General features: G+C 70.6%; 24 protein-coding genes. 5 read left to right on the forward strand and 19 right to left on the reverse strand.

What is annotated here, in order from left to right:
- Positions 1-65 precede the first annotated feature (65 nt).
- Together typA and ACWEF2_RS08020 are read left to right on the forward strand one after the other, a co-directional pair.
- Positions 66-1,919 carry a translational GTPase TypA gene (gene typA / locus ACWEF2_RS08015; RefSeq protein WP_453813019.1) on the forward strand — a complete coding sequence of 618 codons (1,854 nt, stop codon included), beginning with the start codon at positions 66-68 and terminating at the stop codon, positions 1,917-1,919.
- A gap of 674 nt (positions 1,920-2,593) precedes the next feature.
- On the forward strand, positions 2,594-2,836 hold the full coding sequence (locus ACWEF2_RS08020; protein WP_453813021.1) for a DUF397 domain-containing protein: 243 nt from the start codon (positions 2,594-2,596) through the stop codon (positions 2,834-2,836).
- A gap of 121 nt (positions 2,837-2,957) precedes the next feature.
- Here ACWEF2_RS08020 and fmdA read toward each other — a convergent pair whose 3' ends face one another.
- From fmdA to ACWEF2_RS08050, 6 genes are all read right to left on the reverse strand, one after another.
- Positions 2,958-4,205, reverse strand: coding sequence for a formamidase (gene fmdA / locus ACWEF2_RS08025; RefSeq protein ID WP_355592298.1), 1,248 nt, complete (start codon positions 4,203-4,205; stop codon positions 2,958-2,960).
- A 79-nt stretch (positions 4,206-4,284) separates the two neighbouring features.
- Positions 4,285-4,932, reverse strand: coding sequence for an AmiS/UreI family transporter (locus ACWEF2_RS08030; RefSeq protein WP_453813024.1), 648 nt, complete (start codon positions 4,930-4,932; stop codon positions 4,285-4,287).
- Between the two features lie 107 nt (positions 4,933-5,039).
- The gene (locus ACWEF2_RS08035; protein WP_453813025.1) at positions 5,040-5,381 is read right to left on the reverse strand and encodes an FmdB family zinc ribbon protein; all 342 of its coding nucleotides are present in this window, start codon (positions 5,379-5,381) and stop codon (positions 5,040-5,042) included.
- A 236-nt stretch (positions 5,382-5,617) separates the two neighbouring features.
- Entirely contained in the window at positions 5,618-6,478 is an 861-nt protein-coding gene (locus ACWEF2_RS08040; RefSeq protein WP_453813027.1) for a polysaccharide deacetylase family protein, read from the reverse strand.
- Between the two features lie 27 nt (positions 6,479-6,505).
- Complete coding sequence (locus ACWEF2_RS08045; protein ID WP_453813029.1) at positions 6,506-6,811, reverse strand: hypothetical protein; 306 nt, start codon at positions 6,809-6,811, stop codon at positions 6,506-6,508.
- A 160-nt stretch (positions 6,812-6,971) separates the two neighbouring features.
- Positions 6,972-7,559, reverse strand: a complete 588-nt coding sequence (locus tag ACWEF2_RS08050; RefSeq protein WP_355592645.1) for a sigma-70 family RNA polymerase sigma factor — start codon at positions 7,557-7,559, stop codon at positions 6,972-6,974.
- A gap of 280 nt (positions 7,560-7,839) precedes the next feature.
- Here ACWEF2_RS08050 and ACWEF2_RS08055 point away from each other — a divergent pair, with 280 nt between their 5' ends.
- On the forward strand, positions 7,840-8,916 hold the full coding sequence (locus tag ACWEF2_RS08055; protein WP_453813031.1) for a PLP-dependent cysteine synthase family protein: 1,077 nt from the start codon (positions 7,840-7,842) through the stop codon (positions 8,914-8,916).
- Positions 8,917-9,011: 95 nt separating this feature from the next.
- On the opposite strand, the gene ftsY is transcribed toward ACWEF2_RS08055, so the two are convergent.
- Positions 9,012-10,190, reverse strand: a complete 1,179-nt coding sequence (gene ftsY, locus ACWEF2_RS08060; RefSeq protein ID WP_453813033.1) for a signal recognition particle-docking protein FtsY — start codon at positions 10,188-10,190, stop codon at positions 9,012-9,014.
- A 50-nt stretch (positions 10,191-10,240) separates the two neighbouring features.
- Positions 10,241-13,924 (reverse strand): chromosome segregation protein SMC, encoded by a 3,684-nt coding sequence (smc, locus tag ACWEF2_RS08065; RefSeq protein ID WP_453813035.1) that lies wholly within the window; start codon positions 13,922-13,924, stop codon positions 10,241-10,243.
- A 152-nt stretch (positions 13,925-14,076) separates the two neighbouring features.
- Here smc and ACWEF2_RS08070 point away from each other — a divergent pair, with 152 nt between their 5' ends.
- Positions 14,077-14,871 carry a hypothetical protein gene (locus ACWEF2_RS08070; protein WP_453813036.1) on the forward strand — a complete coding sequence of 265 codons (795 nt, stop codon included), beginning with the start codon at positions 14,077-14,079 and terminating at the stop codon, positions 14,869-14,871.
- Positions 14,872-14,952: 81 nt separating this feature from the next.
- Here the strand turns inward: ACWEF2_RS08070 and ACWEF2_RS08075 are convergent, their stop codons facing one another.
- From ACWEF2_RS08075 to recG, 9 genes are all read right to left on the reverse strand, one after another.
- The gene (locus ACWEF2_RS08075; RefSeq protein WP_355592285.1) at positions 14,953-15,147 is read right to left on the reverse strand and encodes a hypothetical protein; all 195 of its coding nucleotides are present in this window, start codon (positions 15,145-15,147) and stop codon (positions 14,953-14,955) included.
- A 189-nt stretch (positions 15,148-15,336) separates the two neighbouring features.
- Positions 15,337-15,612 carry an acylphosphatase gene (locus ACWEF2_RS08080; RefSeq protein WP_453813039.1) on the reverse strand — a complete coding sequence of 92 codons (276 nt, stop codon included), beginning with the start codon at positions 15,610-15,612 and terminating at the stop codon, positions 15,337-15,339.
- Positions 15,609-16,475, reverse strand: coding sequence for a bifunctional DNA-formamidopyrimidine glycosylase/DNA-(apurinic or apyrimidinic site) lyase (mutM, locus tag ACWEF2_RS08085; RefSeq protein ID WP_453813040.1), 867 nt, complete (start codon positions 16,473-16,475; stop codon positions 15,609-15,611). The genes ACWEF2_RS08080 and mutM overlap by 4 nt, the downstream gene beginning before the upstream one ends.
- A 62-nt stretch (positions 16,476-16,537) precedes the next feature.
- Positions 16,538-17,263 carry a ribonuclease III gene (gene rnc / locus ACWEF2_RS08090; RefSeq protein WP_453813399.1) on the reverse strand — a complete coding sequence of 242 codons (726 nt, stop codon included), beginning with the start codon at positions 17,261-17,263 and terminating at the stop codon, positions 16,538-16,540.
- A 220-nt stretch (positions 17,264-17,483) separates the two neighbouring features.
- Positions 17,484-17,663, reverse strand: a complete 180-nt coding sequence (gene rpmF, locus ACWEF2_RS08095; protein ID WP_179824792.1) for a 50S ribosomal protein L32 — start codon at positions 17,661-17,663, stop codon at positions 17,484-17,486.
- 1 nt (position 17,664) lies between these two features.
- Positions 17,665-18,219, reverse strand: coding sequence for a YceD family protein (locus ACWEF2_RS08100; RefSeq protein WP_453813042.1), 555 nt, complete (start codon positions 18,217-18,219; stop codon positions 17,665-17,667).
- Positions 18,220-18,286: 67 nt separating this feature from the next.
- On the reverse strand, positions 18,287-18,763 hold the full coding sequence (gene coaD, locus ACWEF2_RS08105; RefSeq protein ID WP_453813043.1) for a pantetheine-phosphate adenylyltransferase: 477 nt from the start codon (positions 18,761-18,763) through the stop codon (positions 18,287-18,289).
- Between the two features lie 15 nt (positions 18,764-18,778).
- Complete coding sequence (rsmD, locus tag ACWEF2_RS08110) at positions 18,779-19,348, reverse strand: 16S rRNA (guanine(966)-N(2))-methyltransferase RsmD (protein ID WP_453813045.1); 570 nt, start codon at positions 19,346-19,348, stop codon at positions 18,779-18,781.
- Positions 19,349-19,863: 515 nt separating this feature from the next.
- Positions 19,864-22,035 carry an ATP-dependent DNA helicase RecG gene (recG, locus tag ACWEF2_RS08115; protein ID WP_453813047.1) on the reverse strand — a complete coding sequence of 724 codons (2,172 nt, stop codon included), beginning with the start codon at positions 22,033-22,035 and terminating at the stop codon, positions 19,864-19,866.
- Positions 22,036-22,404: 369 nt separating this feature from the next.
- Here recG and rpmB point away from each other — a divergent pair, with 369 nt between their 5' ends.
- A complete protein-coding gene (gene rpmB / locus ACWEF2_RS08120; protein WP_012894387.1) occupies positions 22,405-22,590 on the forward strand; it encodes a 50S ribosomal protein L28 in 186 nt (61 codons plus the stop codon).
- Positions 22,591-22,686: 96 nt separating this feature from the next.
- Here rpmB and thiD read toward each other — a convergent pair whose 3' ends face one another.
- Together thiD and ACWEF2_RS08130 are read right to left on the reverse strand one after the other, a co-directional pair.
- The gene (gene thiD, locus ACWEF2_RS08125; protein ID WP_453813050.1) at positions 22,687-23,490 is read right to left on the reverse strand and encodes a bifunctional hydroxymethylpyrimidine kinase/phosphomethylpyrimidine kinase; all 804 of its coding nucleotides are present in this window, start codon (positions 23,488-23,490) and stop codon (positions 22,687-22,689) included.
- 15 nt (positions 23,491-23,505) lie between these two features.
- Positions 23,506-24,531, reverse strand: a complete 1,026-nt coding sequence (locus tag ACWEF2_RS08130; RefSeq protein WP_453813051.1) for a hypothetical protein — start codon at positions 24,529-24,531, stop codon at positions 23,506-23,508.
- Positions 24,532-24,564: the final 33 nt, after the last annotated feature.

Consider the following 24,564-nt stretch of genomic DNA (forward strand, 5'->3'; position numbering starts at 1 on the left):
CAACTAAAATGGTAAGGCCGCACGGTCCGCGGCCAGCCTCCACGATCACAGAGTGAGACTCCATCATGCCTCTGAACAGCCGCGACGACCTGCGGAACATCGCGATCATCGCGCACGTCGACCACGGCAAGACCACTCTCGTGGATGCCATGCTCTGGCAGTCCGGAGCTTTCCGGGCAAACCAGGATGTGGACGACCGTGTCATGGACTCCAACGACCTCGAACGCGAGAAGGGCATCACCATTCTCGCGAAGAACACCGCCGTCAAGCACGGCGAGATGACCCTCAACATCATCGACACCCCCGGCCACGCCGACTTCGGCGGCGAGGTCGAGCGCGGCCTGTCGATGGTAGACGGCGTGGTGCTGCTGGTGGACGCCTCCGAGGGGCCGCTGCCGCAGACCCGGTTCGTCCTGCGCAAGGCGTTCGCCGCCAAGATGCCGGTGATCCTGTGCATCAACAAGGTCGACCGGCCCGACGCCCGGATCAAGGAGGTCGTGGACGAGGTCTACGAGCTCTTCATGGATCTGGACGCCACCGAGGAGCAGATCGACTTCCCGATCGTCTACGCCTCGGCCAAGGCCGGTCGCGCCTCGCTGAACCGTCCCGCCGACGGCGCGATGCCGGACTCCGAGGACCTGGAGCCGCTGTTCCAGGTCATCAACGAGACGATCCCGGCCCCGACCTACGACCCGACCGCCCCGCTGCAGGCGCACGTCACCAACCTGGACGCCTCGTCCTACCTGGGCCGGATCGCGCTCTGCCGCGTCCACCAGGGCACCATCAAGAAGGGCCAGCAGGTCGCCTGGTGCCGCACCGACGGCAGCATCCAGCGGGTGAAGATCACCGAGCTGCTGATGACCCAGGCGCTGGAGCGCAAGCCCGCCGAGGAGGCCGGCCCCGGCGACATCATCGCGATCTCCGGCATCCCGGACATCATGATCGGTGAGACCCTGGCCGACCCCGAGGACCCGCGCCCGCTGCCGCTGATCACGGTGGACGAGCCCGCGATCTCGATGACCATCGGCACCAACACCTCACCGCTGGTCGGCAGGGTCAAGGGTTCCAAGGTCACCGCCCGCATGGTCAAGGACCGGCTGGAGAAGGAGCTCATCGGCAACGTGTCGCTGCGCGTGCTGCCGACCGAGCGGCCCGACGCCTGGGAGGTGCAGGGCCGCGGCGAGCTGGCGCTGGCCATCCTGGTCGAGCAGATGCGCCGCGAGGGCTACGAGCTGACCGTCGGCAAGCCGCAGGTGGTGACCAAGATCATCGACGGCAAGGTGCACGAGCCGGTCGAGCGCCTGACCGTCGACTGCCCCGAGGAGTACCTCGGGGCGATCACCCAGCTTCTGGCCGTCCGCAAGGGCCGGATGGAGCACATGACCAACCACGGCACCGGCTGGATCCGGATGGAGTTCGTCGTCCCGGCCCGGGGCCTGATCGGCTTCAGGACCGAGTTCCTCACCGAGACCCGCGGCACCGGCATCGTGAACCACGTCTTCGAGGCGTACGAGCCGTGGTTCGGTGAGCTGCGCACCCGCAGCAACGGCTCGCTGGTCGCCGACCGCCCCGGCCCGGTGACCCCGTTCGCGATGCTGAACCTCCAGGAGCGCGGCGTGCTGTTCGTCCAGCCGACCACCGAGGTCTACGAGGGCATGATCGTCGGCGAGAACTCCCGCGCCGACGACATGGATGTGAACATCACCAAGGAGAAGAAGCTCACCAACATGCGCTCCTCCACCAGCGACACGACGGAGACGCTGATCCCGCCGCGCCAGCTCTCCCTGGAGCAGGCGCTGGAGTTCATCCGCGAGGACGAGTGCGTGGAGATCACGCCGGAGACCGTGCGCATCCGCAAGGTCGTCCTGGACGCCGCCACCCGCGGCCGGGCCACCGCCCGCGCCAAGCGCAGCGGCTGAGCGGCGCCGCCAGTCGGCTCCAACTGTGGTCCAAGGGCCTGCGGGCAGGATCCTCCTCGAAAGGGGGGATCCACAATGCAGGTCATGCCCGGCCGCCTACACCTGGCCCTGGCGCTCGCGTGGGCGATCTTCGCCATACTCGTGCCGCTGCTCGTCTGAACCCTCGTCCGGTGCGGCCCCCACGGCCCCCGCCCGCCGAGGGTGCCGCCCGCCGAACCCCGGCCGGTACGGCTCCCGTCCGCTCCGCCCCCGAGCCCCGGCCGGTACGGCTCTCCGCCGGCCGGGAGCGAATTCCACCTCCCCCGCCGGGGTGTGATTATCGGGTGCGCGGATTTGCGACGTGCCGTAATTCGAATGGCCGGTTTCTCGCCACGTCTCCGTCACCGCGCGAGAACACCGGTCATCCCGGAAGTGATCGGTTACCGGCGTCGCGACTTTCCCCGGAAATACGGCCCCTTACGGATCCGCTGACAAGTACGTGCCTGGTGGGGAGCGGCGGCATCACCGCCCCCGGCGGCGAAAACGAGGTAACGTGTTCGGAAACGGCGTTCGCGGCCTCGTCATCGGTGAACCGTCGGAGGTTCCGGAAACCGTGCGGCTATTCGAGGCTGTCCTCGCCGAGACATTACCGCCCGGCATGTCGAGGGCCGCATCAAGGGAATGGCGGAGGAGAGATGGACTTGATCAATCTCCCGTGGCGGAAATCGAGTTTCAGCGGCGCCAACGGAGGCGACTGCGTCGAGGTCGCCGAGCTCGGCATCACCTCCCACCGGCCGGAGCACAAGCCGGACGCCACCCATGCCGTCCGCGACAGCAGGGACCCCTCGGGTCCGGTGCTCTACTTCACCCCCGGCGAGTGGGAGGCCTTCCTGCGCGGGGTGAAGGCGGCCGAGTTCGACATCGGGCACGCCGGATAGCCGGGCGAACCCCGGAGGTGTCGCGTTCCGGGTGAGGGAGCGCCCCCGGCGGGCGACGCCGGGACCCCTCCCTCACGGGCCGTCGCTCCCCACCGCGCTCCTCATCGGTCGAGGACGACGGTCAGGACGTCACGGCGCACTGCCCCCGGCTCTTCTTGACGGGGCCGTCCGCGTTCGGACGCACGTCGAAGTCGAACATCTCCGTGGGCAGGTAGAGCGAGCAGCAGGCGTTGGGGATGTCGACGATGCCGCTGATCCGCCCCTCCACGGGAGCCGAGCCGAGAAGCAGGTAGGCCTGCTCGCCGCTGTAGCCCCACTTCTTGAGATATTCGACGGCGTTGAGGCAGGCTCGGCGGTAGGCCACCGTGGCGTCGAGGTAGTAGTTCGTGTCCGTGTCGTGGTCGACCGAGATGCCGATGAACGACAGGAACTCCGAGTAGCGCGGTTCGACGTTGCCGGGCATGAAGATCGGGTTGGTGCTGACGCCGTACTTCTCCATGCCGCCCTTGATGAGGTCCACATGGAAGTCGATGAAGCCGCCCATCTCGATCGCCCCGCAGAAGGTGATCTCGCCGTCGCCCTGGCTGAAGTGCAGGTCCCCTCCCGAGAGCTTGGCGTCCTTCACGTGGACGGGGTAGAAGACGCGTGCCCCCCGGGTGAAGTTCTTGATGTCGTGGTTGCCGCCGTTCTCCCGGGCGGGGACGGTGCGGGCACCCTCGCGGGCGATGCGGTCGGCCAGTTCGCCGGTCGCCTTTCCGGCGAGGGCGTTGCCGGCCAGCGGCGGCAGGCCCAGCGGCGGGACCCGGTTGGGGTCGGTGTCGATGAGCGCCTGCTCGCGCCGGTTCCAGCTGGCGAGCAGTTCCGCCGACGGCGCCGTGCCGAACAGGCCGGGGTGGGTGATACCGGCGTACCGGACGCCGGGCAGGTGACGAGATGTCGCATATATGCCATGGAAGTCCCAGATCGCCTTGTAGGCGTCCGGGAAGTAGTCGGTCAGGAAGCCGCCCCCGTTCAGCTTGGCGAAGATGCCGGTGTATCCCCACCCCTGGCCGGGCACCTCACCGGTCTGCTGCGGGATCGGGCCGAGGTCGAGGATGTCGACCACCAGGAGATCTCCCGGTTCGGCCCCCTCCACCCCGATGGGGCCGCTCAACATGTGCGCGAAGGTCAGGTCGACGTCCCGCACGTCGTTGGCCGAGTCGCTGTTGTGGATCTGAGCGTCGGTCCATTCCCGGCATTCGACACGGAACTCATCTCCAGGTCGCACCATGGTGGCTAGTGGTATGTCCGGATGCCAGCGGTTATGGCCTGGCACCTCCTGGTCGCGCATCGACTTCGACTGGTCCACGCTGAACACGACTTTGGGCATGACGACTCCTTCTCAGGTTCTCTCACGGTGGTAGGGCCTTCCGAAGAGCGCATCACCCCCTCTCGCCCCGTTCCGCCGCCTAACGGGCGGTGGTCGTCTCCCCGCCCGCCGGATCCGTCCGGGCCGGGGTCGTCCCCCCCTTCCTCGTCAGCGGCCAGAGCAGGCCGAACACCACCACGCCGAACACGGCGAGAATCACCGCGAGGACGGTCTGGTTCCAGCGTTGCCAGTAGCCGGTGAGGGCGAGGAAGGACGGGATCGCCGCGGTGACCCATCCCTCGATCGCCGCCACCCAGCCGGTGTAGGCCGTCAGGTGTCCCCGCTTCAACCCCAGCAGCAGGAAGAACAGCAACCACAGGAACGACCAGTAGAGCCAGATGACACCAAAGGGCCTGTTGTCGAGCAGCCGGAAGTTGGCGAACGAGTAGCCGAGCGCCATGATGGCCACGAACAGCGAGAAGTAGCCGACCCCCGTGGTGTCGAACCCGCCGAGCAGGCCGATCCCCACGTAGAGATAGGTGAAGCCGAAGAGGAAGATTCCCGACGCCCCCAGGACCACATCCGGCCTGCCACCGGAGGTGATGATCAGCACGATGGGCGTGATCACCTGTAGCGCCCCGACGAAGAGGTTGAAGACGGCCGCCGCCCGCGCGTCGACCTTTCCCAGAAGCATCAACCCGTTGATGAAAAGCACCGCACCGACATAAAGCAGTCCGACGTCTCCCATCGGTGACACACCCCCTAGTGTCCGTGATGGGGAATTCAGGTGGGCCGCATGATCCCCGTACGCCGCCCCACTCTCGCGCTCACACACATCCCGGCGTGCTCGTACGCTCAGGGCCACGGCAGACGTGCCGACGCCGGATGCGGTGGCCGGGGCCGCCGCCGGCCGGGTACGCCGGAGACGACCGTGGGCGCGTCCCGGCTCCGCTCCTCACGACCAAGCGCGGCGGACAGGGCCGGGTGCACCCGGGAAAAGTTCGGTGGGGAGAAGACGCGGCGGGCCTCGCGCTCACAGGCGGAGCAGTCACGCGACAGTGGGGCCGTTCCTATCGGAAGGTGGACATCGAACCGCCCACAGTCCAGACAAACGTATTCGTAGGTTGCCATAGGCACCTCCTCCCCGTCCGGCCGAAGGCGGGGATCTTCCGTTCCCGACTCTCCAACCGAGGGCATCCGGATCAGTGACGAGCCGAATCCACACTTACGGGGTATCCGAAAATCAAGCGACCTGTCAAGGCCCTGCCCCAGGCCCAGGCCGTCCAATCCCCCGCGGCGGCGGACAGCCGGTCAAACGCATACCCGGTCCTGGACAACCCCGGACCGGGGAGATACCGCCTCCTGAACAAGGGGCCGGGATCAACGCGCCCACTCGGCGCCGCCCCCGTCACCAGGCTAGGCCGCGGACGGTGTCATCGGTCGGCGTAGCTGGTGTACCGCCTGCCGGGGGTCAGGCGGCCTCTGCCGTACAGTTCGGAGAGCGTCACGAACGCGTAGCCCCGCCGGATGAACTGGTCCAGGATCGCGGGGACGGCGTCGACCGTGGTGCCGTGGATGTCGTGCATGAGCACGATGGACCCCGGACCGGCCTGGGTCGCGCGCTGTGTGACGATCGAGGAGTCACGGTCGCGCCAGTCCAGGGTGTCGACGTTCCACAGAATCTGGGCGAGCCCCTCACGGCGGGTCTCGGCGGCGACCCGGCCGTCGGTGGAGCCGTACGGCGGGCGCATCAGGGTCATCCGGACCCCGGAGAGCCTCTTGACGATCTTCTGGGTGCTGCGGAGCTGGTATTTGAGCCTGGCCTCCGACAGCTGGGTGAGCGGTGGGTGGTCCCAGCTGTGGTTACCCAGCTCGTGGCCCTCGCTCACCATCCGGCGGAGGTTCTCCCCCCGGTCCTCCGCCACCATCTGGCCGATCACGAAGAAGGTCGCCCTGGCCTGGTGCCTCGCGAGGATGTCGAGCAGTCTCGCGGTGTGCGGTCCCGGACCGTCGTCGAAGGTCAGCGCCACGCACCTGATCCGCCGGCAGTCGAGCTTGCGCGCCGCGGGTGCCGCCGGGAAGCTGTTCTTGGGCCACTGCGGCTGGATCCCGGTCAGTTTCGAGGCCAGTTCCTCGGGATCGAACGGCGAAGGCGTGGCCGGTGGCGGCGCGGCGGGCGGAGCCGGCGAGGGCGCCACCATCGGCTCCACCACGGAGCCGGTCAGGGCGACCGGGGAGGCACAGCCCCCGGCCACCAGGAGCAGCAGAGCTGTGGGAACGCTCCATAGCCGCATGCCTGCCCCCCGAACACCAGGCGGGGACTATGGGTAGTCTTCGGCCACATCCCCCCGCAAGATCCTGGCCAGGTCCTCCCACCAGGATGGGACATTGGTCTGTAGTTCCGCGTAACGACGCGCCACGCGAATGGCACATCCCTCAGGATCCGTACCCAGATGGCGTCGTTTCACCTGGCCTTCCTGCCACCGGTAGAAACCATCACGGAAGCGCACAACAAGCCCGATCCACACCGACAGGGTGCCATCGCCCCCGACCTCGTGGACACCGGTGACACCGAGGCCCGCCAGCTCGGCACGGAGCCTGTCTATGGCCACAAGAGACTCACTCATCCGCCACCCCCTCGGCGTGACGGAACGGGCGGTACGGGGAACGGCGGGTTCGGCACACCGGCGGCGGACAGCGAAGGCGACATACTGTAATGGTGTGGCTCCGGACTGTTTCCGGACAGCGGTTCACCACTATTGGCCAGGAGCGCCGGCGGTCACCGGATCAGGCGGCCTGGCGCTGCTCGGGCAGCCGGAGCGCGCCCTCCTGGCGGGCGTACCCCTCCAGCATCGCCCGGAGCTGACGGCGGCCCCGGTGCAGCCGGGACATGACCGTGCCGATGGGGGTGCCCATCCGCTCGGCGATCTCCTTGTAGGCGAAGCCCTCGACGTCGGCCAGGTAGACGGCCACCCGGAAGTCCTCCGGCAGCGAGCGCAGGGCATCCATCACGGCGCTGTCGGGCAGCTGCTCCAGCGCCTCGGTCTCGGCGGACTTGAGCCCGGAGGAGGTGTGGGACTCGGCGGCGGCGAGCTGCCAGTCCTCGATCTCCTCGGTGGCCGAGAGCTTGGGCGAGCGCTGCTTCTTGCGGTAGTCGTTGATGAAGTTGTTGGTGAGGATACGGTGCAGCCACGCCTTGAGGTTGGTGCCCTCGCGGAACTGGTGGTAGGAGGTGTAGGCCTTGGCCACCGTCTCCTGCACCAGGTCCTCGGCGTCGGCCGAGTTGCGGGTCAAACGCATCGCGGACGCGTAGAGCTGGTTGGTTACCGGCACGACATCACGCTCGAACCAGTCCTGGCGCTGCTCTTCGGTCATCGTGATCACGTCTTCTTCCCCCTTGTACTGTTCCCCCCGTTACCGTCCGGCACGGGCACGACGCACCCCTTCTGACGGCATGTTGCATGTTCCCAGGCACCTTGTAAGCGGGCCGTAAGAGTGGTTCTGCCTGGTCAGGAGGTTGGGCCGGTGGCTGTTCCGCGGCGGGTGCGACACGCCCTACAGCCGGACAAGTCTCATTATCGTAACATCTCCCTCCAAATTTGGGCGAAGGTGTGTGTATCATCACATAACACCAGCTCGGGGTAACTTTGGCCGCATGGAATACGTGGACAGGCATGACCCTTATACCCGTTCCTGGGTGGCCGAGGCCATCCGCCGAGTCGAGGCCGACGCCCATCGAAGCTGCGACACCCATCTCCATGTCTTCCCGCTTCCCGCGCAGTGGGGGGTAAACCTCTACCTGAAAGACGAGTCGGTCCACCCCACCGGTTCACTCAAACACCGGCTGGCGCGTTCCCTTTTCCTGTACGGCCTGGCGAACGGCTGGATCGGCCCCTCCACCACGGTCGTCGAGGCCTCCAGCGGCTCGACGGCGGTGAGCGAGGCCTACTTCGCCCGGCTGGTCGGCCTGCCGTTCATCGCGGTGATGCCCGTCTCGACGTCGCCCGAGAAGATCGCCCTGATCGAGTTCCAGGATGGCAGATGTCACCTGGTGGACGACCCTGGAACGATCTACCAGGAGTCCCGCCGGCTGGCCGCCGAGACCGGCGGTCACTTCATGGACCAGTTCACCTACGCCGAGCGGGCCACCGACTGGCGCGGCAACAACAACATCGCCGAGAGCATCTTCCAGCAGATGGAGATGGAGCCCCACCCCGAGCCCGCCTGGATCGTGGTCGGGGCCGGGACCGGCGGCACCTCCTCCACCATCGGCCGTTACATCCGCTACCGGCGCCACCCCACCCGCCTGGCCGTGGTGGACCCCGACAACTCCGCCTTCTACCCCTCCTGGTGCACCGGCGACGCGGGCGTCACCGCCCCCGGCTCCGGCATCGAGGGGATCGGCCGCCCCCGGGTGGAGCCGTCCTTCATGCCCGCGGTGATCGACCGCATGATCCAGGTTCCCGACGCCCGGTCCATCGCGGCCATGCGCTGGGTCCGCGAGGTCACCGGCCTCGACGTCGGCGGCTCCACCGGCACCAACGTGGCGGCGGCCGTACAGATCCTGCGGGAGATGCGCGAGGCGGGCGAGCGGGGCAGCGTCGTCACCCTGATCTGCGACGGCGGCGAACGCTACCGCGGCACCTACGACGACGACACCTGGCTGGCGGAACACGGCCTGGACATCGCCCCCCACCTGGCGGAGCTGAGATCCTTCCCGGCCATGCCCTGATCCCGTCCCGGCGCCCCGGGGTGCCGGCCGCAGCCTTGGACGGATACCGTCCGCCGGCGGCCGGCCCCGGCCCGTGCCCGCCGACCGGGACGGCCTCAGTCGCCGAGAAGCGTGTCCACGAAGACCTCGGGGTCGAACGGGGCCAGGTCGTCGGGGCCCTCGCCGAGACCGACCAGCTTGACCGGGACACCCAGCTCCCGCTGGACGGAGATGATGATGCCGCCCTTGGCGGTGCCGTCGAGCTTGGTCAGCGCGATGCCGGTGACGTCCACGACCTCGGCGAACACCCGGGCCTGACGCATGCCGTTCTGACCGGTGGTGGCGTCGAGGACGAGCAGGACCTCGTCCACCGTGGCCTTCTTCTCGATGACCCGCTTGACCTTGCCCAGCTCGTCCATCAGGCCGGTCTTGGTGTGCAGCCGGCCGGCGGTGTCCACGATGACCACGTCGACCTTGTTCTGGATGCCCCTGGCCACGGCGTCGAAGGCGACCGAGGCGGGGTCACCGGCCTCCGGGCCGCGCACAACCTCGGCTCCGACCCGGTCACCCCAGGTCTGGAGCTGGTCGGCGGCGGCGGCGCGGAAGGTGTCGGCGGCGCCGAGCACCACCCTGTTCCCGTCGCCGATCAGCGACCTGGCCAGCTTGCCGGTGGTGGTGGTCTTGCCGGTGCCGTTGACGCCGACCACCAGGACCACGGCCGGGCGCTCACCGTGCGGCTTGACGTGCAGGGTGCGGTCGATGTCCGCGCCGATCTGGGTGAGCAGCTGCTCCTTGAGCAGACCGCGCACCTCGGCGGGCGTCCGGCTGCCCAGCACCTTCACCCGGGTCCGCAGCTCCTCGACCATCGTCTGGGTGGGCGCGACACCGACGTCCGCGCTGATCAGGGTCTCCTCTATCTCGTCCCAGGTGTCGTCGTCGAGACGGTCGCGGGAGAGCAGGTCGAGCAGCCCCCTGCCCAGGGTGCTCTGCGAGCGGGCCAGCCGGGCGCGGAGCCGTGTCATCCGGCCGGCCGACGGCGGCGGGACCTCCAGGGCCGGAGGGACGACCATGGGCTCGGCCGGTCTGGCCGGCGGCGGGATCGTGGTGGTCCCCGCGTCGTCGCCCTCGGTGACCACCCCGGAGGGCGTCCGCTCCCGGGTGGACAGCGGCGGCGCCTCGGGCGGCTCGACCGGAGGAGCCGCCTTGCCGCCCGGCCTGAACAGCAGGAACATGCCGCCCGCCGCCACCAGGGCGATGAGGACAACGATCGCGATTATGCCGAGATAGGCTTCCACAAGACCACAGTTTTCCAGACGACCCAGGATGCTCCGACCCCCCGGGTCTCTTAGTCGGAGTCGTGTTCCCTCAGCCGCTGGCTGATGACCTGGGTCACGCCGTCCCCCCGCATCGACACGCCATAGAGGGCGTCGGCGATCTCCATCGTGCGTTTCTGGTGGGTGATGATGATGATCTGTGACGCCTGCCGCAGCTCCTCGAAGAGGGTCAGCAGGCGCTGGGTGTTGGTGTCGTCCAGCGCCGCCTCGACCTCGTCCATCACGTAGAACGGCGAGGGCCTCGCCTTGAAGATGGAGACCAGGAAGGCCACGGCGGTCAGCGACCGCTCGCCGCCGGAGAGCAGCGACAGCCGCTTGACCTTCTTGCCCGGCGGGCGGGCCTCGACCTCGACGCCGGTGGTCAGCATGTCCTCGGGGTCGGTGAGCAGCAGCCTGCCCTCGCCGCCGGGGAACACCCGCGTGAAGATCGTCTCAAACTCGCGGGCCACGTCCTGGTAGGCGGCGGTGAACACCTGCTCGACCCGGTCGTCCACCTCCTTGACGACCAGCAGCAGGTCACGCCGGGTCTTCTTGAGGTCCTCCAGCTGCGAGGTGAGGAAGGCGTGCCGCTCCTCAAGCGCGGCGAACTCCTCAAGCGCGAGCGGGTTGACCTTGCCGAGCTGGGCCATCTGCCGCTCCGCCGCCTTGGCCCGCTTCTGCTGCTCCTCCCTGACATAGGGGACGGGATCTCCGTCGGCCGTGGAGACCGGTTCCGCCGGGCCGTACTCGGCGATGAGCGTGTCGGTCTCCACACCGAACTCCTCCACCGCCCGCGCCTCCAGCTGCTCCAGGCGCATCCGCCGCTCGGTGCGGGCCACCTCACTGCCGTGCGCCCGGTTGATCAACTTGTCCAGCTCCCCGGACAGCTCCCTGACCCGGACCCGGACCGACTTGAGCGAGGCGTCGATCCGGCCGCGCGCCTGCTCGGCCTCGTCGCGTTCGGCGGCCGCGAGACCGAGTGAGGTCTCCAACCGGGCCAGAGTCGTCTCGGCTCCCCGGACGACCGCCTGCGCCACATGGGCCTGCCTGCGCCGCAGCTCGCGCCGCTCGGCGGCCCTGGACCGCTCCTCACGCTCCCGCTCGGCCGCGCGCACCAGCTCATCGGCCCTGCCCTCGATGCCCCTGACCCGCTCCTCGGCCGTCCGTACGGCGAGGCGGACCTCCATCTCACCCTGCCTGGCCACCGAGCAGATCTCCGCGAGCTCGTCGCGGATCTCGGTGGTCGGCTCGGCCTCCAGCTCACCGGCGCTCGCCGCGGCGGCGAGCCGCTCCTCCAGCTCGGCGAGGCCGGCCGCGTCACGGTCACGCGCCTCCTCGGCCGCCCGCACGGCCCCGGCCAGCCGCTCGCACTCGTCGCCGGCGGCCTCGGCGGCGGCGCCCAGCTGGGCGAGACGCCTGGCCGCGGCGGCGAGGCGCTGGTCGGCGTCGCGCTGCCGGGCCCGGACCCGGTCCAGGGCCGCCTGGGCCGCGTTGACCCCGGCCTGCGCGGTCTGCACCCCGGTCTGCGCCTCGGCCACCCCGGCCTGCGCGGTCTCCACCGCGAGCTCCGCCGCCGCCTCGGCCTCCGCGGCCTCCTCCATCACCGCCGAGGCCGACTCGGCGGCCTCCCCGGCCAAGGCCAGGCCGGCGACCGCCTCGTCCAGCGCGGCCCGCATCTGCAGCGCCGAGGCACCGTCCGCCGCGCCGCCCCCGGCGGCGTAGCGCCCCAGCAGATCGCCGGAGCGGGTGACCGCCCGCAGCTCGGGCCACTGCTCGACGACCTTTCTCGCGGTGGCCAGGTCGTCCACGACCAGCACATCCGCCAGCAGGTGCGCGGCGGCGGCCCGGAGCCCCGCCGGGACGGTGACCAGGCCCGCCGCCCACTCGGCCCCGGCCACCGGCACCGGCTCCGGCGGCGTCCGCGCCCCGTCGGCGGCGATGACCAGGGCGGCCCGGCCGCCTCCGCCGCTCCTGAGGAAGTCGAGGGCGTCCGCGGCCGCCTGCAGGTCCTCCACCGCGACGGCCTCGGCCGCCGCGCCGAGCACGGCGGCGACGGCCACCTCGGCGCCGGGGCGGACGGTGAGCACGGTGGCCACCGGGCCGAGCACCCCGGCCAGGCCCGCGGCCAGCAGCGCCGCCGCGCCGTCCGCGCCACCGGCCAGGCCCAGTTCGAGCGCCTCGAACCTGGCCTCCAACGCGGCGACCTGGCGCTGCGCCTCCTGGTCGGCCTTGCGGGCGGCGCCCACGGCGGCCCTGGCCGCGCCGAGGGCGGCCTGGGGGCCCGCGACGGCCGCCTTGGCCTCCTCGACCACGGCCCTGGCCCGGTCCACGGACTGTCCGGCCTGGTCCACGGTCTCCAGGGCCATCTCCAGCTCCTCGGCGAGGGCCGGGTCGGTCGCCGGGTCGGCCCGCTCCTGGTCGTCGTACTCGGCGCGGGCCCGCTCGGCCCGCTGCCCGGCCTCCCGCAGGGAGAGCGTCAGCCGTCCGATCTCCTCGGCGGCCGCCCCCGCCCGGCTGCGCACGGCCCCGACCTGGCCCCGGAGCCTGGCCAGCCCCTCACGCCGGTCGGCGGCGGCCCTGGCCTCGGTGGCCAGCCGCCGCTCCTCGGCGGCGAGCGCGCCCTCGGTCTCGGTCCGCCTGGCCACGGCCCTGGCCAGCGACTCCTGCTCCCGGGTGAGCGACTCGGCGAGGACCCGCTCCTGCTCCCGGATCTCCTCGGCCTCCCGCTCGTAGTCCTCGGGGTCGCGTCCGCGCCGCTCCACGGCGGTGTCGGTGGCGTTGCGGTGCCGTTCCGCGGCCAGCCCCGCCAGGCCCCGGAGGCGCTCGCGGAGCGCGGAGAGCCGGAAGTAGGTCTCCTGCGTGGCGGCCAGCCGAGGCTGGACGTCGGCCTCCGCCGCCTCCAGCTCCGCCTCGGTCACCTGCCCCTGCTCCAGCTCGGCCTCCACCGTCGTACGGCGGGCGAGCACGGCGGCGGAGTCGGCGGTCTCCCGTTCCAGGGTGGTGCGCAGGGTGAGCACGTCGTCGGCGAGCAGCCGGAGCCTGGCGTCACGGAGGTCAGCCTGGATGACGGCGGCCCGGCGGGCGATCTCGGCCTGGCGGCCCAGCGGCTTGAGCTGCCGGCGCAGCTCGGTGGTCAGGTCCTGGACGCGGGTCAGGTTGGCCTGCATGGCGTCGAGCTTCCTGAGCGCCTTCTCCTTGCGCTTGCGGTGCTTCAGGACGCCGGCGGCCTCCTCGATGAACGCCCTGCGCTCCTCGGGCCCGGCGTGCAGCACCTGGTCGAGCTGGCCCTGCCCCACGATGACGTGCATCTCCCGGCCGATGCCGGAGTCCGACAGCAGCTCCTGGATGTCGAGCAGCCGGCAGGTGTCGCCGTTGATGGCGTACTCGCTCTGGCCGGCCCGGAACATCAGGCGGCTGATCGTGACCTCGGTGTAGTCGATCGGGAGCGCGCCGTCGGTGTTGTCGATGGTGAGGGTGACCTCGGCGCGGCCCAGCGGGGCCCGGGAGGCGGTGCCGGCGAAGATGACGTCCTCCATCTTGCCGCCGCGCAGCGACTTGGCGCTGTGCTCGCCCATGACCCAGGCCAGCGCGTCGACCACGTTGGACTTGCCCGAGCCGTTGGGGCCGACGACCGCGGTGATGCCGGGCTCGAAACGCAGGGTGGTGGCCGAGGCGAAGGACTTGAACCCGCGCAGGGTGAGGGTCTTGAGATACATCGCACTCCCATCCCCGCGCGTCCGCCGTATCCCCGCGCGTCACGGCGCGGAACCCCGCGGCCGGCCTCTTTCCGCCTCGTCCGGCCATTCCCGCCTGGGAAGACTACCGTTCTTCGCCCGCGCCCGCCGGTACACCGCCTATGGTGCCCTGCATGGACGCGGAACGCGGTGACGGCGAGGCTCCAGCATCCCCGCGCGGCGGGGAGGGTCGTTTAAGGCGGCGGGCCTTCCTGGTGGGTGGCGGGCTGGCCGTCCTGGGTCTCGGCGGCACCGCCGTGGTGGTCGGGCCCGACGGGGTGCGGGACGCGTACGCCCACATCGTCTGCGGTTCGATCCCCGAGCCGCCGGAGACGGCGCCGGGACGGCGCCAGCAGAGCACGGTGGACGGACGCCGGGTGATCATCGCGCTACCGCCGCGCGCGCGGGGCGCGGTCTCCGTGGTGGTCATGTTCCCCGGGGCGCCCGGGGACGCGCGTACCCCGTTCGACCTCTACGCGGTCGACCGCTATCTGGCCGCGAGCCGGGGGCGTTTCGCGGTGGCCTCGGTCGACGGCTGGCCGTCGGTGGACATCACCGGAACGCTCCTGCCCTACCTGCGGGCCTGCGGGCTGGACACCCGGCGGATCGGGTTGCTCGGCTGGTCGGCGGGGGGCGCGGCGGCCCTCAGGCTGGCCGCGAGGCTGGGCTCAGGCCGGGTGTCGGCTGTCGCCGCGGCGTCACCGGCCGTCACCGCGGGGCGGGCGCCGCTGCGGGAGCTGGTGGACATCCCGGTCTGGCTGGGCTGTGGCGAGCGTGACAACTGGGCCCCGCAGACGGAGACGATGCTGAAGGGGCTGAAGGCGCTGGGAGCCGCAGCCGAGGGTGGGATCTCGCCGGGATGCCAGGACACGGCCTACCGCCGCCGGGTGCTCCCGGAGCAGCTGGACTTCCTCGCGCGTCACATATGATTCCGCATACGGCGAACACCGGACACGGCAAGGGACGCCCCGGAGAGGCGCCCCTGGACATTGTGTTTTCCGTCCCGGTCCCTAAGTGAGAACCGGCTCACGATCCTGCAGGCGGGTGAACGCCTCATCACGGGTGTTGGCCGCGAGTTCGTCGTTCTGGGCCTGGAGCCGGGTAAGCTCTGCCTCAAGATCACGGACGCGCTGCTGGAGACGGCGCATTTCCGAGACCATACGAGGGTCAGGACCGCCGACGTGGCCTAGTAGAGCCTTCGCCATGGTTAAGGGTCCTCCACGCTGAGTGACCAGACTGGTTCGCGCACTTCTTGCCGCGGGAGGGGTGCGCGTGGTTCTTATCAAGAGTCGCACTGGTGAGAGGGACGGTCAAGCTGAACGCCCCGTGTGGATGCACCAGTGGGCACTCCCGACAGTAAAATATACCTTATTTCGGGCGGGTTAGGGAAGGGATCAGCGCTCCACAAAACCGGCGGACTGTCCCTTGGCCTCGCTCCAGCGCTCCACCACCCCGTCGACCCGGCCCGGGGTGTCACCGCCCCTGAGCAGTTCGAGCAGCCGGGCGCACGGCTCCCTGCCCCCCTCGGCCACGACCTCCACCCGGCCGTCCGCGGTGTTCCTGGCCCAACCGGTCAGCCCGAGCTCCAGCGCCCTCGCCCGCGTCCACCAGCGGAAACCCACTCCCTGCACCCGGCCCCTGACCCAGGCCGTCAGCCGGACCTCCGTCATGCCCCGCCCCTTGGAGGACGGGGCTGGCACCGGGGGCAGCTGTAGGAGGAGCGGTTCATGAACGACTCCCTGACGATCGGGGCGCCACACCGCCGGCAGGGCTCGTCCCGCCGACCGTAAACCGCCAGCGAACGGTCGAAGTAACCGCTCTCCCCGTTGACGTTGACGTAGAGGCTGTCGAAGGACGTGCCCCCCTCCGACAGGGCGGCGGTCATCACCTCGCGGGCCGCGGCCAGCAGTTCGGAGACCTTCGGCCTGGCCAGCGACCCGGTGGGCCTGGTGCCGTGCAGCCGGGCCCGCCAGAGCGCCTCGTCGGCGTAGATGTTGCCGACCCCGCTGATCAGCGACTGGTCCAGCAGCGCCCGCTTGACCTCGGTCTGCCTGGCACGCAGCCGATGGACGAACAGGTCCTCGTCGAAGTGCGCCTCGAACGGATCGGCCGCGATGTGCGTGATCGGCTCCGGCACCGGCCTGCCCCCGGAGCGGGCCATCGAGGTCACCAGCACGTGCCCGAAGGTCCGCTGGTCGACGAAGCGCAGGTCAGGGCCGCCGTCGGTGAAACCGATCCGGATCCGGAGATGCCTCTCCGCGTCCGCCTCAGGCTCCACCACCAGCAGCTGGCCGCTCATGCCCAGGTGGGCCAGGATCGCGTCGGAGCCGTCCAGGGGCAGCCAGAGATACTTGCCCCGGCGCTCGGCCGAGCCGATCACCCGGCCCCTCAGCCGGGAGGCGAACTCCTCGGCCCCGGACAGGTGACGGCGGACCGCCCGCGGGTGGAGCACCTCGGCGTGGGCGACGACCCGCCCGGACACCCAGCGCTCCAGGCCGCGCCGTACGACCTCGACCTCCGGCAACTCGGGCATGCACCCTCCTCGGGCAGATCGGCCGGTTTCTCGCTCGGGGGATGGTTCTCACTCGGACGGGGTCAGCCCGCCTCGGCGCTCTCCCGGTCCTGGCGGATCCGGGTCCAGGCCGTCTCGGCGGCCTGCTGCTCGGCCTCCTTCTTCGAACGGCCCGCGCCGGAGCCGTACTCCTCGCCGCCGACCCGGACGACCGCGGTGAAGGACTTGGCGTGGTCGGGACCGCTCTCGTCCACGTGGTACTCGGGCACGCCCAGCGACTCGGACGCGGTGAGCTCCTGGAGCGAGGTCTTCCAGTCGAGCCCGGCCCCCAGCGAGGCCGAACGGACGATGAGGGGGTCGAAGAGCAGGTGGACGACCCGGAACGCCTCGTCCAGGCCCCTGTCCACATAGACGGCGCCGATCAGCGCCTCAAGGGTGTCCGCGAGGATGGAGGACTTGTCGCGCCCCCCGGTGCCCTCCTCGCCCCGGCCGAGCCGCAGGAACCGTCCCAGGCCCAGGGAACGTGCCACATCGGCGAGCGCCCGCATGTTGACCACCGCGGCCCTGAGCTTGGCCAGCTGCCCCTCGGGCAGGTCGGGGTGGTTGCGGTAGAGGGTGTCGGTCACCACCAGGCCCAGCACGGAGTCACCGAGGAACTCCAGCCGCTCGTTGGTGGGCAGCCCGCCGTTCTCATAGGCGTAGGAGCGGTGCGTCAGCGCCCGCTCCAGGATCGCGACGTCCAGTCGCACCGAAAGCAACCGTTCCAGCTCGTCCCTGGCGAGCTCGACGGCCACCGGCTTAACGCTCATACCCACGTCTTCTCCTCGCACGTCTCTCGTCGGATGCGCGATGGCGAAGGGGGGAACGAGAAGTGCCCGAAGACGTGGTGGACGCCGGGAATGGGTACGCGCTACCGCGAACCCCGGCGTCCACCACGGCCGCGGGCCGACCGCCATCGCAGTGGAGTGCGGACGGTGGCGCCGGCCGGCGTCGAAGGGACCCGGCCGACGTCCGTCGGTCAGAATGCGATCAGGCGGAGGGCTCGATCACCTGACGGCGGTTGTAGGTGCCGCAGGAGGGGCACGCCACGTGCGGACGCTTCGGCGAGCGGCACTGGGGGCAGCTCACGAGCGAAACCGCGGCGGCCTTCCACTGCGACCTGCGGGAGCGAGTGTTGCTCCGCGACATCTTGCGCTTGGGGACAGCCACGTCAGCTCTCCTGATCGTTGTTGTGTTCCGGAACCAGACCCTGCAGCTTGGCCCAGCGGGCGTCGATCACCTCGTGCTTGTGACCAGGTTCGGCGTCCGCCAGCCTGATCCCGCATTCCACACAGAGCCCGGCGCAGTCCTCACTGCAGACCGGGCTCAGCGGCAGTGTGAGCACCACCGCGTCGCGGAACGCGGGTTCCAGGTCGAGCAGTTCACCGACCAGAAGCGAGTCGTCCTCGGCAGCATCCTCTGCCGAGTAGAAGAACAGCTCCTGGAAACCCACCTCGGTGTGCGAGGTGAGAGGTTCCAGGCAGCGTGCGCACTCCCCCCGCAGCGGGGTCTGCGCGGTGCCCGTGACGAGCACACCCTCCATGACCGCCTCAAGCCGGATGTCCAGCTCGACATCGGCGTCCTTGGGGACACCGATCATGTCAACGCCGATATCGGCCGGTGCCGGGAGAGAGAGGCTCATTCGGCGCATCGACCCGGGCCTCCGGCCCAGATCATGGGTGGAGATCACCCATGGGGCGCGGGGGTCAAGGCTGTGCGGAGTCATTGCCACTCTCATCAGGCATGGCGAATCAACGCCGTTGTGCAAGGCAGAAACAGAAGAATACCAGGGCTCAACCCCTGAGCCGTTCCACCAGGAGTTCCTGGACGAGATCGGGGACCAGACCGGCCACGTTTCCGCCGTATTTGGCGATCTCCTTGATGCGGCTGGAGGAGAGGAACGACACCTCGGGGCCGGTCGCCATGAACAGCGTCTCGACCCCGGACATCCGATAGTTGAGCTGGGCCATCTGGAGTTCGTAGTCGAAGTCGCTGATCGCTCTCAGGCCCTTGACGATGGCCGGGATCTCCTGCTTCTTGCAGTAGTCCACCAGCAGGCCGTGGAACTTGTCCACGCGGACGTTGCCGTACTCCTTGGTCACGGTCTGGAGCATCTCGATCCGCTCCTCGACCGTGAACAGGCTCTTCTTCTCGATGTTGATCAGGACGGCCACGACGACCTCGTCATACTGACGGGAGGCGCGGCCGATGATGTCCAGGTGGCCGTTGGTAACGGGATCGAACGATCCAGGGCAGACAACGCGACGCAAGGCGAACCCCCTGCTCTATGAATTCCCGGCGGCGCGACCGTACCAAACGGACGCTTCACCGTAACGACGGACCCTCTCCTGTTCGTATCCACAGGGCCATACCAGGTCTTTTCCCCGGCTCTCCCGTTCCACCGCCACCAGCGCGTCCCCGGCCAGCCAGCCGTGGTCCCTCAGCAGCTCAAGCACGGTGTCCACCGCCTCGGCGGTCACCGTGTAGGGCGGATCGGCGAACACCAGGTCGTACGGCCCGGCGGCCCCGCGCGCCAGCACCCGCTCGACGCGGTCGCCCACCAGCTCGGCCCCCGGCAGCCCGAGGGCCGCGATGTTCGCCCTGATCGTGCGGACCGCCTTCGCGTCCGACTCCACGAGCAGCGCGTGCGCCGCCCCCCGCGACAGCGCCTCCAGGCCGACCGCGCCGGACCCCGCGTAGAGGTCGAGCACCCTGGCGCCGTCGAGTGGGCCGAGCAGCGACCCCACGGTGGAGAAGATCCCCTCCCTGGCCCGGTCGCTCGTGGGGCGGGTCCCCCTCCCCGGCGGCACCGCCAGCCGCCGTCCCCCTGCGCTTCCCGCGATGACTCGACTCACCCGCCCATTGTCTCAGCGGCCGTCCCGGCGGCCGCCCAGGCGGGGATCGCGCCGTGCGGCCCCGGCTCCGGCCCCGGTTCCGGGACCCGTCGTGGAACGCCAGGTCCGGGGGCCGGCGAGCGGTGCCGGGCCGGGGGCGAAAACGCCCCGGAAAGATGTCCTCCCTTGTCCCGACGGTCCCGGCATCGAGGCGCGTCCGCAGCCCGGCGTGTCGTGGCGCATCACATAACCGCAGGTCAAAAGGGTCTGGCGAGGTGATCTAGGTCAAGAGTGGGCAAGGAGTGGCGACGAAAGCGCAAGGGTCGTTCCCCCCGGCCACGGGGCCTTGCATGATGAGTCCTGCGGCCTTCAAATGACCCAGGGGAAGGCCGACCGGCGTGATCGTGAGCCCTTCCGCACGCCGGTGCTCTCGGCACCTGACCCGAGAGTGGGCCCAAGCGGGGACGGCATTCGGGGGGAGGCCGTCCCCGCAGTTGGGCGTTTTCCAGCCCCTTCGGGCTCCGGCCCCTTCGGTCTCACGCCTTTTCGAGATATTCGGCGCGCTCGTCCGCCAGCAGCCTGTCGATCTCCATCCGGAGGACGGGATACCCCGCCAGCCCGGGGTCGGCGGTCAGCATGGTCTCGGCGTCCAGGCGGGCGGTGTGGATGACCTCCTCGTCGCGCAGGAGCTGAAGCATCTTCAACGACGACCTGCGGCCCGACTGGGCCACCCCCAGCACGTCACCCTCACGGCGCTGCTCCAGGTCGACACGGGACAGCTCGAAGCCGTCCAGGGTCGCGGCCACCGCGTCAAGACGCTCACGGGCCGGACCACCGCCCGGGGAGTCGGTCACCAGCAGGCAGAGCCCGGGCAGCCCGCCCCGGCCGACCCGGCCGCGCAGCTGGTGGAGCTGGGAGACCCCGAACCGGTCCGCGTCCATGATGACCATGACCGAGGAGTTGGGCACGTCCACGCCGACCTCGATGACCGTGGTCGCCACCAGGACGTCGGCCTCGCCCCGGGTGAAGGCCCTCATCACGGCGTCCTTCTCCTCCGGCGGCAGCTTGCCGTGGAGCACCGCCGTACGGAGGCCGCGCAGCGGCCCCTCCGACAGCGTCGCGGCCACGTCGAGCACGGCCAGCGGCGGACGCCGCTCGTCGTCGTCCTTCGACAGATCGCCCTCGTCCCCCTCCAGGTCCCCGATCCGCGGGCAGACGATGTACGCCTGCCGGCCGAGCTCGACCTCCTCGCGCAGCCGCGTCCAGGTCCGCTCCAGGAAGTGGGGTTTCTCCGCGGCGGGCACCACGTGGGTGGTGATCGGCGCGCGCCCGGCGGGCAGCTGGGAGAGCGTGGAGACGGTGAGGTCGCCGAAGACCGTCATGGCGACCGTGCGCGGGATCGGCGTGGCGGTCATGACCAGCACGTGCGGGCGGCCGCCGCCGGCCTTCTCCCGGAGCGCGTCGCGCTGCTCGACGCCGAACCTGTGCTGCTCGTCCACCACGACCAGGCCGAGGTCGGCGAACTGCACGCGGTCCTGGAGGACCGCGTGGGTGCCGACCACGATCCCGGCGGCGCCGGAGGCCGCGTCGAGCATGGCCGAGCGGCGGGCCGCCATGCCGAGCGAACCGGTGAGCAGGGCGACCGTGGTGCCGCCGAACATCCCGCCGGCGGCCAGGTCGCCGAGCATGGCGGAGATCGACCTGTGGTGCTGCTGGGCGAGCACCTCGGTGGGCGCCAGCAGCACGGCCTGCCCCCCGGCGTCCACCACCTGGAGCATGGCCCGCAGCGCGACGACGGTCTTGCCCGCGCCGACCTCGCCCTGGAGCAGCCGGTGCATGGGGTGGGCCAGGGCCAGGTCGCCCGCGATCTCCTCCCCCACGCTCCGCTGCCCCTCGGTGAGCTGGAACGGCAGGCGCGCGTCGAAGCCGGCCAGCAGCCCGTCGCCGCGCGGCGGCCGGGGCGTGGCCGACCAGGAGGCGGCGGCCATCCGGCGCTGAAGGAGCACGGCCTGGAGCAGGAACGCCTCGTCGAACTTGAGCCTCCGGCGTGCCCTGGTGACATCGGCGTGGTCGCGCGGCCGGTGAATCGCCAGGAGCGCCTCGGCCAGACCGGGAAGGCCGCGCCGGATCCGCAGGTCGGCCGGGAGCGGGTCGTCGAGGGGCTCCAGGGTGTCGAGGATCACCCCCAGCGCCCTGCGGACGGCCCAGGGCGTGACATCCTTGCCCGCCGGATAGATCGGCACCAGCGCGGCGGCGAACTCCTCGGCCTTGGCCTCGCTCTCGTCGAACATCTCGAACTCGGGGTGGGAGAGCTGCCACCTGCGCTTGTCGCCCTGGCCGAACGCGCCGACCTTCCCCGCGAACATGCCCCGTGTGCCGGGCCGCAGCCGCGACTCCACCATGTGGGAGGTCTTGCCGAAGAACGACAGGTAGATCCTGCTGCGACGGCCGTCGACGACCTCGACCTCCAGCCAGGTGCCCCCCTTGTTCCGCATCGGCCTGCGCATGGCCCTGGCGACCTCGCCCACCACGGTGACGTGCTCGTCGATCCGCAGGTCGTCGAGGTCGGTCAGCTCCCCCCGCTCGGCGTAGCGCCGGGGGTAGTGGCGCAGCAGGTCGCCGACGGTGCGCAGGTCGAGGACGCTCTCCAGCAGCTTGGCCGTCTTGGGGTCAAGCGCCTTGGTCAGCGGCTCGTCAAAGCTCGTCACCCCAAGTTTCTACCGCGTCCGTGCGACATAATCGACGCACCTCACCCCGCGCCTCACCTGTGAACCCGCGCGGACGCCCTCCCCGCGCCCCGTACGGCTCCCCCGCCGGAACCCGCCTGGCCCCCGCCCGCGACGGCCGCCGCGGCGCGGCCGGACGGAGAACCCGCAGCATGCCCGCCGTCCGCCCCTCCGGGATGCGCTACGGTGGCCCTTGGAGATTATCCCCGTTCGGTCAGTCATGGCGGCCCGTGTTGGCATGCATGGCCGGACATCGGATATCCTCGTGTGGCCAGCCGGTCGTCCCGGCGTGCCCGATGACCGCCGCCAGTGCGGCGGATCGAGCCTCTCGACTGATCTAAGGAGCGAACCGTGGCTTCCGTCTGCGATGTTTGCGCTAAGAAGCCGACCTTCGGCAACAACGTCTCCCACTCGCACCGCCGCACCCGCCGCCGCTGGAACCCGAACATCCAGCCCGTGCGCGCAGTGGTGAACGGCACGCCGAAGCGGCTGAACGTGTGCACCTCCTGCATCAAGGCGGGCAAGGTCACCCGCTAGTCAGAACCTCCGCGCAGCCCGCCGTCCCTCCACGGGGCGGCGGGCTGTCGCCTGTGCGGGGCCACTTTCACCGCGTCCCGCGTTGGCCGAGTACGGCTAGCGCCAGCGCCAGGCGTGGTCCACCGGGCCGATGCCCGAACCCAGCGCGAAGCCGTGGGCGATGGCGCCGGTGACGTACAGCTTGGCCTTCTCCACGGCGGCCGGCACGTCGTCACCGAGGGCCAGGTGGGAGGCGATGGCGGAGGCCAGGGTGCAGCCGGTGCCGTGGGTGTGCCGGTTGTCGTGGCGTTCGGCGGTGAAGCGGAACTCCCGGGTGCCGTCGGTCAGCAGGTCCACCGGGGCTCCGGGCAGATGACCGCCCTTGATCAGCGCCCAGACGGGCCCCAGCTCCAGGATGGCGTCGGCGGCCCGGCGCATGTCCCGGTCGTCCTCGACCTTCACGCCGGTGAGCTGCGCCACCTCCCAGAGGTTCGGGGTGACCACGGTGGCCGTCCGCAGCAGCAGCGTCTTCACCGTGTCCACCGCCTCGGGCGCGAGCAGCGCGTCACCGTGCTTGGAGACCCCCACCGGGTCCACCACGACCGGCGCCTCGACCCGCGCCAGCACCTCGGCCACCGTCTCCACCAGCACGGGTGAGGCCAGCATCCCGGTCTTGACCGCCTGGACGCCGATGTCGCCCAGCACCGAGTCGAGCTGGGCCCGGACCGCCTCCGGCGGGAGCTCCCAGTATCCCTGCACGCCCAGTGAGTTCTGGGCGGTCACCGCGGCGACGACGCTCATTCCGTGCACGCCGAGGGCCAGCATGGTCTTCAGGTCGGCCTGGATGCCCGCGCCGCCGCCGGAGTCGGAGCCCGCGACGGTCAGCACTCGGGGAGGGGTTGAACCGGTCATGCACCCCATCCAATCAGGTTCCGGTCAGGTCATCACACAGTCGCCCTGGGTACTCTGGCAGGTCCGCGGCGGCTGTGCCTCGCCGTAGGCGGTGAAGGTGACGACCAGGTTCTCGCCCGCGTCGAGGGCTCGGACGGACTCGATCACCAGGGTGTGGCCGGACTGCCTCCAGTCGGCTCCGCTCACCGAGGCGACCCGGCCGCCGACCGGCACGCTCAGCGTCAGGCGGTCGAGCCGCTGCTGAGCGGCGACCACGAGCTCGGCGGTGTAGATCTGCTCCTTCTCCTTCACCATGCCGAAGCCGACGGTGACCGCCGCGCCCCCCACCGGGGCGGGGGTTCCGGAGGCCGTGCTCGGGTCGGCCGTGGGCTCGGCGGTGGCGGAGGGCTCGGGGGTCGCGGCCGGCCTGTGGGTGCGGGTGTCGGTGATGACCGACTCGCCGGTCGCGCTCGGCGTGGGCCGGGGCTCGCCGCTGGGGTGGGCCGGCTGGGGGCGGCGCGAGGTGCGGGTGGCCGTCGGCGTCGGCCTGGGCCCGGTGCCGGAGGTACGGCCGGCCCGCTGCGGAGTCGGTGCCGGAGCGGGGGCCGAGGTGGTGCCCGCGGAGTCCTCGGGCGCCGTGGGCTCCTCGGCGGGCGGGGGGCCGTCCGCGGGCTCGGTGAGCGGAATGTAGGGCTCAGGCTGGTTGGAGGCGTCGGCGAGGCACCGGCCCGGCGAGCAGTCGACAGCCGAACCCGCCGGGCCGCTCATCGCCTGGATGCCCACCACGGTCCCGCCGAGCACCACGATCACCGCCGCGACGGCGAGCAGCGCCATCTTGACCCGTCCGCCGGGGCTCCGCTCCTCGTCGGGCCAGAGCGGGTCGGACAGCTGGGTGGTGGACGACCATCCGGACCCGGGAAACCCCTCGGGTGGCTCGGTGATCGCCGACTCCTCCGGACGGAGCCGGCGTCCGGTCGGCTCGTCTCGGGTTACGGGCTCCGGAGCGGGCTCCGGCTCAGGTTTCCCCCGGCCACGGGGGGCGTTTTCCCCATGTTCACCATGGCGGCCCATGTCGCCCCTTCCTCTTGGGAATCTCGGCCGCCC

Source organism: Streptosporangium sp. NPDC004631 (assembly GCF_053601935.1).